11 protein-coding genes are annotated in these 11,500 nt (G+C 69.3%); 6 read left to right on the forward strand and 5 right to left on the reverse strand.

The window, feature by feature from the left end; all coding sequences use genetic code 11:
• Nucleotides 1-95 precede the first annotated feature (95 nt).
• Both ABD989_RS16775 and ABD989_RS16780 read right to left on the reverse strand, forming a co-directional pair.
• A complete protein-coding gene (locus tag ABD989_RS16775; protein WP_345314350.1) occupies nucleotides 96-1,034 on the reverse strand; it encodes a hypothetical protein in 939 nt (312 codons plus the stop codon).
• Nucleotides 1,035-1,087: 53 nt separating this feature from the next.
• The gene (locus ABD989_RS16780) at nucleotides 1,088-1,804 is read right to left on the reverse strand and encodes a YoaK family protein (protein WP_345314351.1); all 717 of its coding nucleotides are present in this window, start codon (nucleotides 1,802-1,804) and stop codon (nucleotides 1,088-1,090) included.
• A 103-nt stretch (nucleotides 1,805-1,907) separates the two neighbouring features.
• Between ABD989_RS16780 and ABD989_RS16785 the strand changes: the two genes are divergently transcribed.
• Both ABD989_RS16785 and ABD989_RS16790 read left to right on the forward strand, forming a co-directional pair.
• Complete coding sequence (locus tag ABD989_RS16785; RefSeq protein ID WP_345314352.1) at nucleotides 1,908-2,261, forward strand: GNAT family N-acetyltransferase; 354 nt, start codon at nucleotides 1,908-1,910, stop codon at nucleotides 2,259-2,261.
• A gap of 47 nt (nucleotides 2,262-2,308) precedes the next feature.
• Entirely contained in the window at nucleotides 2,309-3,331 is a 1,023-nt protein-coding gene (locus ABD989_RS16790) for an LLM class flavin-dependent oxidoreductase (protein ID WP_345314353.1), read from the forward strand.
• A 10-nt stretch (nucleotides 3,332-3,341) separates the two neighbouring features.
• On the opposite strand, the gene ABD989_RS16795 is transcribed toward ABD989_RS16790, so the two are convergent.
• Nucleotides 3,342-5,003, reverse strand: a complete 1,662-nt coding sequence (locus ABD989_RS16795) for an ABC-F family ATP-binding cassette domain-containing protein (protein WP_345314354.1) — start codon at nucleotides 5,001-5,003, stop codon at nucleotides 3,342-3,344.
• Nucleotides 5,004-5,121: 118 nt separating this feature from the next.
• Here ABD989_RS16795 and ygiD point away from each other — a divergent pair, with 118 nt between their 5' ends.
• The gene (gene ygiD, locus ABD989_RS16800; protein ID WP_486327082.1) at nucleotides 5,122-5,889 is read left to right on the forward strand and encodes a 4,5-DOPA-extradiol-dioxygenase; all 768 of its coding nucleotides are present in this window, start codon (nucleotides 5,122-5,124) and stop codon (nucleotides 5,887-5,889) included.
• A gap of 247 nt (nucleotides 5,890-6,136) precedes the next feature.
• Here the strand turns inward: ygiD and ABD989_RS16805 are convergent, their stop codons facing one another.
• Nucleotides 6,137-7,414 carry a glutaminase gene (locus ABD989_RS16805; RefSeq protein ID WP_345314356.1) on the reverse strand — a complete coding sequence of 426 codons (1,278 nt, stop codon included), beginning with the start codon at nucleotides 7,412-7,414 and terminating at the stop codon, nucleotides 6,137-6,139.
• Between the two features lie 49 nt (nucleotides 7,415-7,463).
• On the opposite strand from ABD989_RS16805, the gene ABD989_RS16810 reads away from it, so the two are divergent.
• From ABD989_RS16810 to ABD989_RS16820, 3 genes are read left to right on the forward strand one after another with little or no spacing between them, the layout of a single operon-like run.
• The gene (locus tag ABD989_RS16810) at nucleotides 7,464-8,069 is read left to right on the forward strand and encodes a DUF1707 SHOCT-like domain-containing protein (RefSeq protein ID WP_345314357.1); all 606 of its coding nucleotides are present in this window, start codon (nucleotides 7,464-7,466) and stop codon (nucleotides 8,067-8,069) included.
• A 55-nt stretch (nucleotides 8,070-8,124) separates the two neighbouring features.
• Entirely contained in the window at nucleotides 8,125-9,018 is an 894-nt protein-coding gene (locus ABD989_RS16815; RefSeq protein WP_345314358.1) for an MBL fold metallo-hydrolase, read from the forward strand.
• A complete protein-coding gene (locus tag ABD989_RS16820; RefSeq protein WP_345314359.1) occupies nucleotides 9,015-10,058 on the forward strand; it encodes a PHP domain-containing protein in 1,044 nt (347 codons plus the stop codon). Before ABD989_RS16815 ends, ABD989_RS16820 begins: the two co-directional genes overlap by 4 nt.
• 89 nt (nucleotides 10,059-10,147) lie before the next feature.
• Here ABD989_RS16820 and ABD989_RS16825 read toward each other — a convergent pair whose 3' ends face one another.
• Nucleotides 10,148-10,813: a M23 family metallopeptidase gene (locus tag ABD989_RS16825; protein WP_345314360.1), complete on the reverse strand. Its 666-nt coding sequence runs from the start codon at nucleotides 10,811-10,813 to the stop codon at nucleotides 10,148-10,150.
• Between the last annotated feature and the right edge of the window lie 687 nt (nucleotides 10,814-11,500).

Raw genomic sequence — 11,500 nt, forward strand, 5'->3', positions numbered from 1 at the left:
TACAACGACACACACGATCGACGCCCGGCGCCCCAACACGATTGCGGGACGCCGGGCGTCCCGGCATATCGTGCCGCAGACCGTGATGGTGTGCATCACCTGCGACTCGCGAGCGCCTCACGGAACTGCGCGGAGGCGTAGAACGGCGCGAGTCGCCGCCGGATCAACTGCGCCAAGAAACCGGTGGTGTCCAGATGCCCGATCACCGGCGGCCCGAAGCGCATGGCCTCTTCGCGCAGATCGGCCTCGCTCACGCCCAGATCGGCCAGCACGTCGGCGATCGGCGTGGCGCCGTACGTATCGAAGACCTCATCGATGCCCGCGTCGAGCAGCGTTCGGAAGAAGTCGGTCTGCCGGAAGCTGCGCCAGAACTCGAAGACCAGGATCACGACGTCTTCCACGTCGGCCTCGTCGACCGTGTCCCGGAAACCGTCGACGGCGTCACCCGATCGGCCCCGCCAGAACTCCCGCAGACCGTCCAGCAGCAGGTCGTCGGAGTCCTCCTGCACCGACCCGAGGACCGCGGCGGTCCCGCGCCGGGTCCACCGCTCCACCAGTCCGGCGAGTCGTCGTCCGGCGCGCACGCCCACACGGCGTTCCACGGCCCGCTGCACCACCTCGACCACGGTGTCGGTGGTCGCCGGGCTGGCCAGCACCTGATCGACGGCCCGTCGTGCGACGGGCAGTTCGGTGACCACCGCCGCGAGTTCCTCGAAGCGGCGCGTGTCGATCACCTCGGAGAGCACCGTCGTCCGATGGACTTCGTGCCGGTACAGCCGCCCGGCCACCTGGCCGACGAGTTCCGGGATCGCACCTTCCACCGGGAACTGCATCGTGTACTTGCGGGCCACGGCCTTGATCAGCGCGCGCGGCATCACCGTCTCCAGCGGCACCGTGCCCGACTCGACCATGAACGACGCGATCTCGTCGTCGACCAATTCTGCGAACTTCGCGTCATCGGTCAACTGGGACAGGGTGTACGCCACCTGCGCCTCGAGCAGTGTGGCCGCCAACTGATCGGTGGTCTCCGGCATGGCAGTCAGCCTAGTGGTACCGGCGCCCGCGATTCGACCCCACTTTCGGGACACTAGTGCGGCGGCTGACCGGTGGCGTCGGGGCCGAGGACCACGATCTCGCGTCGCTCCGGCGGCGCGGCGAAGCGACCGGTCCGCAGGCGGGTGATCACCACCGCCACGGTGACGAGCGCCAGCACCCCCACGATCAGCCAGAGCGCCCCGGCCAGCCCGGTCTGGAACCACATCCACGCCCCGAACACGCCACCCACGAGCAGCGCCGACCAGAGCGCCAGGTGTCGTATCCACACCGTGCGCGGCCCGCCGAAGAACGCATCGACCAATCGTTGACCGGCCTTCACCAGCGCACCGGTCATGTAGGTGAGGCCGATGCTGGCCTCACCCGCGGTGAGGAAGGTGGCGTTGATGACGCCCATCGACAGCGGCAGCAGCAGCGTGACCGGCATCGTGGAGTCCGTGACGTCGGCCAGGATCGCGGTCAGTGCCACCAGCACCGTGCTGGCGGTCAGGACGGTGGTGCGGCCGTCGCCGACACGAACCAGCAGCGCGCCCAGCACGGTGCCGGCGAAGAAGCAGCCGAGCAGGGTGGCGACCAGACGGACCACAGACCAGTCGCCGTGGGCTGCGCCGGCCGCCAACTCCGTGGTGTTTCCGCTCATGAACGAGACGAAGCGGCCGCCCAGGTACAGGTAACCCACGGCGTCGATGTAGCCGGCCGCGGCCGACAGCACCACCGCCAGAGTCACTTCGCGCCGCAGAATCTCCCGCACGCCCGCCATTCTGGCATCGCCGCGCATCGCGCCCGGGAACAACGGCCGCGCCGAACAGTTGAATACCAGTAGCACCCCGGAAAGCACCCCGGAAGGAACTGCCATGACCGAGACCCACTTCGCCGTCGTCGACCGCCCCGACGAGTCGCGCTACGTCCTCGTCGACCAGAGCTCCGACGGCCGCGAGGCCGGCGAGGAATCGTACGTCGACGTCGACGCCGCAGGCACGGTGGAGCGCGTTCTGTTCCACACCGGCGTCGACGAGGCCTACGGCGGCCAGGGCCTGGCGTCGTTCCTGGTTCAGCACGTGGTCGACGACGTCGTGGCCCGCGGCTACGCCATCGTCCCGGTCTGCCCCTACGTGGCCAAGTGGCTGATCCGCCACCCCGAGTACGACGCGCACGTCGTCAAGCCCACGCCCACGCACCTGCGCGCGGTCAACGCTCGCCAGCAGTAGTCCGGCCCCCACTTCCCAACCACGACGACAGCAACGACGGAGACGACATGAGTGAGATCGAGTTCGGCCTGGACACCTTCGGGGGTCTGACTGACGACGGCGAAGGCAACCCCATCTCGCACGCGCAGGTGATTCGCGACCTCGTCGAGGACGGCGTCCTGGCCGACGAACTCGGCCTGGACTTCTTCGCCGTCGGCGAGCACCACCGCCCGGACTTCGCGGTGTCGAGCCCCGAGATGGTGCTGTCGGCGATCGCGGCGCGGACCGAGAAGATCCGTCTCGGTTCCGCCGTCACGGTGCTGAGCTCCGACGATCCGGTCCGCGTATTCGAACGCTTCGCGACGCTCGACGCCGTGTCCAACGGCCGCGCCGAGATCGTCGCCGGCCGCGGCTCGTTCATCGAGTCGTCCCCGCTGTTCGGCTACGACCTCAGCGACTACGAGGTGCTCTTCGAGGAGAAACTCGGCCTGTTGGCGGCGCTGCTCACCGAGAAGCCGGTCACCTGGTCCGGCAGCACCCGCACCGGACTCACCGACCAGCGCGTGTACCCGGAGACCGCGAACGGCATCCCCACCTGGGTAGGCGTGGGCGGCAGCCCCGAATCGGTGGTCCGCACCGCGCGCCACGGTTTCGGACTGTTCCTGGCGATCATCGGCGGCGCCCCCGAGCGGTTCGCGCCGTACATCGACCTGTTCGAGCGCGCGCAGGACCAGCTCGAAGTACCGCGCGCACCCGTCGCGGTGCACTCCCCCGGCCTCGTCGCCGAGACCGACGAACTCGCTCGCGAGACCGTGTACGACGGCTGGCTGGAGTTCCGTCTGCGCCTCGGACGCGAGCGCGGCTGGCCCGACCCCGCGCCGGGCGACTTCGAACGGGAGATCTCCGGCGGCTCGCTGTACGTCGGCTCCCCGGAGACCGTCGCCCGCAAGATCGCCGCCACCCTCGACGTCCTGAAGGTGGACCGGTTCGACCTCAAGTACGACCAGCCGGTGCCGCACGCGGCGCAGCGTCGTTCCATCGAGCTGTACGGCGAGAAGGTGGTGCCGATGGTGAAGGACATGCTCGCGTGAGCTGCCGCCGCTAGAGTTCGACGACGCGCCCGCCGTCGACGTGCCAGCGGCGGTCCACCCGCACCGTGTCGAGCATCCGGCGGTCGTGCGTCACCAGCAGGAGCGCGCCGTCGTAGGACTCCAGCGCCGATTCGAGCTGCTCGATCGCGGGCAGGTCGAGGTGGTTCGTCGGTTCGTCGAGCACCAGCAGGTTGGTGCCCTTCGCCTGCAGCAGCGCCAGCGCCGCGCGGGTGCGCTCGCCCGGCGAGAGGTGATCGACCGGTCGGTCCACGTGATCGGCGCGCAGCCCGAACTTCGCGAGCAGCGTGCGCACGTCGGCCGTGGTGAACTCGGGCATGAGTTCTTCGAAGCGCGCGGCCAGCGGCTGCGTTCCGGTGAAGAGCGCGCGGGACTGATCCACTTCGCCCACCGCGACGTTGGCGCCGAGTTGCGACGTGCCGTCGTCGGGTTCCTGGGTGCCCAGCAGGGCGCGCAGCAGCGTCGACTTGCCCGCGCCGTTCGGTCCGGTGATCCCGATGCGTTCGCCGGCGTTGACCTGGAGTGACACCGGACCCAGCACGAAGTCGCCGTTGCGCACCACGGCTTGATTGAGGGTGGCGACCACCGAGCTCGAGCGCGGTGCGGCGCCGATGGTGAACTCGAGCACCCACTCCTTGCGGGGCTCCACCACTTCTTCGAGCCGCTCGATCCGGCTCTCCATCTGCCGCACCTTCTGCGCCTGCTTCTCGCTGGATTCGCTGGCGGCCTTGCGGCGCAGTTTGTCGCTGTCGGGGGCCTTGCGCATCGCATTGCGGACGCCCTGGCTGGACCATTCGCGTTGGGTGCGGGCCCGGGCGACGAGGTCGGCCTTGCGTTCGGCGTACTCCTCGTATTCTTCGCGGCGGTGGCGGCGGGCCACCTCCCGCTCTTCAAGGTAGCTGTCGTACCCGCCGCCGTAGACAGTGTTGGTGTGCTGCGCCAGATCGAGCTCGAGCACGCGAGTCACGCAGCGGGACAAGAACTCTCGGTCGTGGCTCACCAGCACCACGCCGCCGCGCATGCCGGCCACCACCTCTTCGAGTCGGGCGAGGCCGTCGAGGTCGAGGTCGTTGGTGGGCTCGTCGAGCAGCACGACGTCGAACCGCGAGCACAGCAGGGCCGCCAGACCCACCCGCGCCACCTGGCCGCCGGACAGGTCGGTCATCAACGCGTCCTCCGGCGCCTGCGCGCCGGTGTTCAGGCCCAGTTCGGCGAGCACGACGGCCAGTCGTTCGTCGAGGTCCGGTGCGCCGGTCGCGAGCCAATGGTCCAGTGCGGCCGAGTACACGTCGGCCGGGTCCGGGGCACCGGCGGGCGGTTCTTCGGCGAGCGCGGCGGCCGCCTCGTCCATGGCGCGGGTCGCGGCGGCGCACCCGGTGCGTCGGGCCACGTACTGCGCGACGGTCTCGCCGGGCACCCTGTCGTGCTCCTGCGGCAGCCAGCCGACGAAGGCGTCGGCCGGCGCCCGCGACACGGTGCCCGCTAACGGCGCAAGGTCGCCGGCGAGCACGCGCAGCAGCGTCGTCTTGCCCGCCCCGTTCGCGCCGACCACGCCCACCACGTCGCCCGGCGTCACCGTCAGATCGAGGTGATCGAAGAGCACCCGATGGGCGTATCCACCGGAGACGTCTTTGGCGACGAGCGTGGCAGTCATAGTCGTATGGTCGCACCCGGCGACGCGGCGCGGCATATCGGCTGGTGCGCGTACCGTCGAAGGCACAGACCGTCGATCGCAGAAGGGCGCCCCGTTGAGCACTGCCACCCCGTCGTTGATGCCCGCCGCCTTCCTCGGCCACGGCAATCCGATGAACGCCATCGAGACCAACCGGTACACGCGGGCCTGGGAGGACTTGGGCCGGTCGGTGCCCCGACCGCGCGCCATTCTGGTGATCTCCGCGCACTGGTACATCAACGCCACCGCGGTGACCGCGATGCGCGATCCCCGCACCATCCACGACTTCTACGGTTTCCCGCAGGAACTGTTCGACGTCGAGTACCCCGCCCCCGGCGACCCGGAGATCGCCGAGTTAGTGGCTGACGTGGTGAAGCCGACGTGGGTGGGCATGGACACCGACAGCTGGGGTATCGATCACGGCACCTGGTCGGTGCTGCGGCACGCCTTCCCGGACGCGTCGATCCCGGTGATTCAGTTGTCGCTCAACGGATATGAGGGGCTCGAGTACCACCTGGAGCTGGGCCGGAAGCTGGCACCGCTGCGCAAGCAGGGCGTGCTGATCGTCGGCAGCGGCAACATCGTGCACAACCTGGCCGCCGTCGACTTCTCCCAGCCCGACGCCGGGTTCACCTGGGCGCAGCGCTTCAACGAGGCCGCCGCCGACCTGCTGCGCAGCGACCCGTCGGAGATCCTGACCTTGGACGGGCACCGCGACTTCGCCGCCGCAGTGCCCACCCCGGATCACTTCCTGCCACTGCTGTACCTGGCCGGCCTCGCCGAAGGCGATCCGCTGGATCTATTGGTCGACGGCTACGCCGCCGGCTCGCTGTCCATGGACGCCTACACCCTCGGCATGCCCGCCTAACGCCCCGTTCGCTGGTCTGCCCCACCGCACTGTCGGCGCGGCCCCGGACGGAAACTCAACTCTCCCCCGGCCCGCTTCCCGCGAGAGCTCGCCGTTCCCGCGGGCCTACGGAAGTGCCGCGGGAACGGAATCCTCTCGCGCGAGCGGGAAGGTCTCGCGGGAGCAGGGTCGGGGGCGGCCGTTCGACTAGCTCAGGGAGCGGCAGGGAAGCTCAGGGAGCGGCAGGGAAGCTCAGGGAGCGGGAGGGTCAGGGGGTGTCGAAGGTTTCGAGGTCGTGCAGGACCTGCACGCGGCCGCCGGTGCCGGGGTCCGGGTCGGGCAGCACCGTGTCCGGGTCGATCAGGTAGACGTCGTGGCCGTCGAGGGTCAGGCGGCGCACCGCCTCGAGCACCATCCGGCGGGCGACGGCGTCGATCGAGAACACCCGGCGCAGACTGATCGCCACCCGACTCTGCTCCGGCGGATTCTCCTGGAACTCGCGGACCACACGTTCGGCGGCGGCGAACCGCAGGTCGCCCTGCAGCGAGAACAGTGCGACCTCGTCGTCGGCCGGTCCGATGATCCGCCGACTGCGAATCGCCGACGGTCCGGCCGGCGGGACCTCCATCAGGTGCATGCCCATGTCCGCGGTGAACCGGGTGAACAGGTCGGCCCCACGGACGCTGTTGCCGTGCCGATCCAAGCGCGGCGAAAAGGTCGCGATCCCCACCTGGCCGGGCAGTGCGCCGATCAAACCGCCGGCGACCCCACTCTTGGCGGGCACGCCGACGCGGGTCATCCAGTCGCCGGCACCGTCGTACATACCGCAGGTCGCCATCACGCTCAAGGTCTGTCGGACCACTTCCGCCGACACCACGGGGCGCCCGGTGAGCGGGTTCACGCCCCGGTTGGCCAGGGTTCCCGCCATCACCGCGAGATCCTCGGTGGTCACCAGCACCGAGCACTGCCGGGTGTAACCGGCGACCGCCACGAGCGGATCGTCGGCGATGATGTCGTAGGCACGCAGCATATTTGCCAGGGACCGATTCCGATAGGCGTGCCTGATCTCGGAGTGGTACACCGACTCGTCGATCTCCAGGCGCCGTCCGGCGAAGGCGCTGAGGCCGTCGATCACGCGGGCCACCCGTTCGTCGGGCGTCGCGCCGAGCGGACCGGTCAGGCTGTGCGTGGCGATGGCACCGGCGTTGATCATCGGATTCAGCGGGCGCCCGGTCTCCGGTTCCACCGACATCTCATTGAACGCGTTGCCACTCGGCTCCACACTCACCTTTTCCAACACGGCGTCGAACCCGCGGTCGGCCAGCGCGAGCGCGTAGGCGAACGGCTTGGAAATCGACTGGATGCTGAACGCCGCAGTGGCATCACCGGCCGAATAGACGTGGCCGTCGACGGTGCAGAGCGCCGCGGCGAGTCGGTCCGGATCGGCTTGGGCGAGCTCGGGAATGTAGTCCGCGGTGGCGCCGGACTGGTCGGGCTCTACAGCGCGGAGGACATCGGTGAGATAGTCCGGGATCGGTGAACGCACGACAACAGGTTACGTGGCGCGGCGACCTGCGCCCCCTAGACTCGGTGCCATGCCCTCCGACCTTCCCGACGACGACATCCGTGTCGGCACGCCCGAACGCGAGCAGGCGATCGCGCTGCTGAACGAATCGTTCTCGGCCGGCTATCTGCAGGTGGACGAGTTCGAGGAGCGATCGAGCACGGTCTATGTCGCACGCACCCGCGGCGAACTCCGCGCCACCCTGCACGACCTGCCCGTCTACGATCGCCTGTTCCTGACCGATGCTCGACCGACCGCGCCCGCGCCGTTCGGCGCGAAGGTCCCGCAGGAGATGAAGCCGCTCAAGCTGAAGGCCGACTGGGACACCAAGCGTCGCCGCGGTTCCTGGAAGGTGCCGCCGCAGATCTACGCCACGGCCGAGATGGGCACGGTCCACCTCGACTTCTCGCAGGCCCACTTCCTCGCCGGCTCCGTCGAGGTGAACATTCAGGGGTCGGCGAGCACGGTGAAGGTGTGGGTGGGCGCCGATCAGCAGGTGCAGTACGACGACCTGTCGATGAGCGGCATGTCCAGGCTGAAGGACCGCGCGGGCGCACCGGTCCGCGTCGGCGGCCCGCTGATCGTGCTGGCCGGGCACCTGTCCGCGATGAGCGTGGTGTCGATCAAGCGGCGTTAGACCGAGTCGACGAACGAGGACCCCGCGAGGCTCGTCGTCGTTCTATCGTGGCGATATGACCTCCGGATCGGATTCCGCGCCGGACGCCGGTCGCACCGCGAGCGATCCGGCGGAGGCGTCGAGCTGGCTGTGCGTCGCGTGCGGCAACGAGTACCCGCCTGCTCCGGCACCCCCGGAGGAGTGTCTGATCTGCGTCGACGATCGGCAGTATGTGCCGGTCGGCGGACAACAGTGGCGCCGGCTGCGGCTCGACGAGTCCCGGTCGGTCAGCGTCGTCGAGCTCGAACCTGGACTGCATCGCCTCACCGTCGATCCACGAGTCGGCATCGGGCAGGGCACCTATCTGGTGGAGACGGTCGCCGGAACGGTGGTGTGGGAGCCGCCCGGCTTCGTCGGCCCCGAACTCGTCGAGCAGCTGCGCGCGGCCGGTCCGATCGCGGCGATCGCATCGAGCCATCCGCACCTGGTCGGCGCCAGCGTCTCGCTGAGCCATCTCCTCGGCCGCGTCCCGGTGTACGTCCACGAGTTGGATCGACGCTGGGTCACTCGGCCCGACGATGTCGTCGTGCACTGGCACGCCGACCGCGAGATCGCGCCGGGCGTCCGGCTGATGCGCTGCGGCGGCCACTTCCCCGGCAGCTGCGTGCTGCAGATCGGCACCGCCGCGGAGGGCCGCGGCGCACTGCTGTCCGGCGACACCGCAATGGTGAATCCGGACCGGGCCACCGTCTCGTTCATGCGCAGCTACCCGAATCTGATCCCGCTGTCGCCAAGGCTGGTGCGGCAGATCGTCGCCGCCCTCGACACGGTCGCCTACGACCGGATCTACGGGGCGTTCGGGAACATCATCGACGCCGCAGCGCGCGCCGCCGTCCACGCCTCCGCCGCGCGCTACCTCGGCTGGCTCACCGACGATATCCGCGACCCCGACGATCCGGGCAGCGCATGAAGACGTTCGCCCCGCTGACCGCGCCCATCGATCCGGTGACCGCGCTGACGCGGATCGCGTGGCTGCTGGAGCGCGACGGCCAACGCAGCTACCGCGTGGAGGCCTTCCGGAAGGCCGCCGGGATCGTGGCCGCCATGGACGACGGCGAACTCGCCCGGCGACTGCGTGCTTCCACGCTGACCGAGGTCGCCGGGATCGGCACGACCACCGCGGCGGTGATCATCGAGGCGTCGGCCGGCGAGCTGCCCGAGTACCTCGACCGACTGCAACAAGCGCCCTCACCGAAGCCCGACGAACCGACGCTGGTCCCCCTGCTCCGCGGCGACCTGCACTCGCACACCGACTGGAGCGACGGCGGAGCACCGCTGCCGGAGATGGCCGCTGCGGCACGTGAGCTCGGCTACGAATGGCTCGCCATGACCGACCATTCGCCGCGGCTGACCGTCGCGCACGGCCTCAGCGCGCAGCGCCTCGCGCAGCAGATCGACGTCATCGACGCGTGGAACCGCACTCACGACGACGGCCTGACCCTGCTGCGCGGCATCGAAGTGGACATCCTCGACGACGGATCGCTGGATCAGGAGCCCGCGCTACTGGCCCGGCTCGACGTGGTGACCGCCTCGGTGCATTCCAAGCTGCGGATGGACGCCCCGACGATGACCCGACGTCTGGTGGCCGCGGCGTCGAACCCGCGGGTCCAGGTACTCGGGCACTGCACCGGCCGGATGGTCACCGGCCGCGGGCGACCGCCGTCGACGTTCGACGCGCAGGCCGTCTTCGAGGCGTGCGCCGCCGCCGGCACCGCGGTGGAGATCAACTCACGCCCCGAACGCGTCGATCCGCCCGATGAGTTGCTCACGCTGGCGAGGGATCTGGGCTGCCTGTTCGCCATCGATTCGGATGCGCACGCACCAGGCCAGCTCGAGTTCACCCGCCTCGGCGCGGTGCGGGCGGTGCAGCGCGGTATCGATCCCGACCGCATCGTCACCACCTGGCCGCTGCCGCGACTGCGGGAGTGGGCCGAGACTCCCCTCGCCTGACCGACGTCCGTGCACAACGCCGCGGTCCGGTGCCAGAAATTCGGCACCGGACCGCGGCGTCTGCTGAAAGCTGATGGAGCAGTGAAGCCCTAGAGGTGAACGCCCCGCTTGGCCAGCCAGGCGTGGGGGTTGATCGGTGAGCCATTGGCGTTCCAGACCTCGTAATGCAGGTGGGGGCCGGTCGAGTTACCGCGGTTGCCGACGGTACCGATCTGCTGGCCGGCGGTGACCCGCTGACCCTTGCGCACGAAGCTCTGGTCGACGTGGCCGAAGATGCCGGTGGTGCCGTCGTCCTGGCGGACGCGGATCCACTGTCCGTAACCCGACGCCGGGCCGGACTCGAGGACGACGCCGTCGGTCACCGCGTACACCGGGGTACCGATCTTGTTGGCGATGTCGACACCGTTGTGGTGGGAACCCCAGCGCGCACCGTAGTTCGAGGTGACGGTTCCGGACGCGGGCTTCACAGCCTGGCCGGGCATGGGGAGCGTCGGCAGCGCCAGGCCGCGGATCGCGTTGTCGAGTTCCTTCGGCAGATCCAGGTTCGCCGGCACGGTGATGTTGCCGGGCAGCACCACGGGCGCGTCGGACTTCGCCGCGGGCTTCGCGGCGGCTTCGCCGGCCGAAATGGTGGCGAGGCCGACGGCTCCGGTGAACGCGGCGAGCGCGCCGACACGGGCCGGCACGGACGTCCGGGCCGACCGAGCGACGCGATGGCGGCCACCCCGACTGGTCTGACCAGCGGCGGGGTTCATGGAGTTATCGGCATTCACGCGGAATTGCGGCACAATCAGGTCCGTTTCGAGTTTGGTAACGATTTGGAATCGGCAAGGACACGGCGAGACTACCCGATAGGACTTTCGTCCGCCAAACCGACCCCAACCGACCCAAGTGAGTCAGCTGGCGGCGGCGGTCGTCACTCGATCCGGCGGCGGAGGCGGCTGATCACAGACGAGCGCCTGTTCACCCGGGTTGACTCCCTCCCGCCTGACAGCCCTGCCGTCTGGTGCAGCCACCAGGCGACCGCACCATGTTCTACGAACCTGGTAAACCCACCCTCCGACTACGACGAGCGCCCGCGTTGCGGGCCACCCTGTCGTCGTACACTCCGGCCGAAGTCATGAACGACCTACTAAACTCGCCCCCAACATCGGAAGCTGTTGCACCGCCCCCTTGAATCCACCCGCCACGAAGGATGAGTCGCGACACGGCGGATCGAGTGCGGGACGCGCGAACCCCCGGGATGCAGATGAGCCGCGAACATCGTGTGAACGATGTTCGCGGCTCATCTGCTTGGGTGGAGCTAAGGGGACTCGGGTCAAGTCCCGGGTAGTGGTGTAACTGGTTTCTGATCCTTCGTTGGTGATCAGGCGGGTAGTTCCATCAGTGGATCGGTGCTCACCTCCGTCTGCGAGTCGGTGTCGGTGGTCGGGGTGAGTCGG

Origin of the sequence: Gordonia alkaliphila (assembly GCF_039542465.1) — a bacterium.
In the GTDB taxonomy this organism is placed as follows: domain Bacteria; phylum Actinomycetota; class Actinomycetes; order Mycobacteriales; family Mycobacteriaceae; genus Gordonia; species Gordonia alkaliphila.

Excerpts from the sequence above, each read along its gene's own strand:
- ABD989_RS16775 (WP_345314350.1), bottom strand. The coding sequence starts at position 1,034 with ATGCCGGAGACCACCGATCAGTTGGCGGCCACACTGCTCGAGGCGCAG.
- ABD989_RS16785 (WP_345314352.1), top strand. The coding sequence starts at position 1,908 with ATGACCGAGACCCACTTCGCCGTCGTCGACCGCCCCGACGAGTCGCGC.
- ABD989_RS16790 (WP_345314353.1), top strand. The coding sequence starts at position 2,309 with ATGAGTGAGATCGAGTTCGGCCTGGACACCTTCGGGGGTCTGACTGAC.
- ABD989_RS16795 (WP_345314354.1), bottom strand. The coding sequence starts at position 5,003 with ATGACTGCCACGCTCGTCGCCAAAGACGTCTCCGGTGGATACGCCCAT.
- ygiD (WP_486327082.1), top strand. The coding sequence starts at position 5,122 with ATGCCCGCCGCCTTCCTCGGCCACGGCAATCCGATGAACGCCATCGAG.
- ABD989_RS16810 (WP_345314357.1), top strand. The coding sequence starts at position 7,464 with ATGCCCTCCGACCTTCCCGACGACGACATCCGTGTCGGCACGCCCGAA.
- ABD989_RS16815 (WP_345314358.1), top strand. The coding sequence starts at position 8,125 with ATGACCTCCGGATCGGATTCCGCGCCGGACGCCGGTCGCACCGCGAGC.
- ABD989_RS16820 (WP_345314359.1), top strand. The coding sequence starts at position 9,015 with ATGAAGACGTTCGCCCCGCTGACCGCGCCCATCGATCCGGTGACCGCG.
- ABD989_RS16825 (WP_345314360.1), bottom strand. The coding sequence starts at position 10,813 with ATGAACCCCGCCGCTGGTCAGACCAGTCGGGGTGGCCGCCATCGCGTC.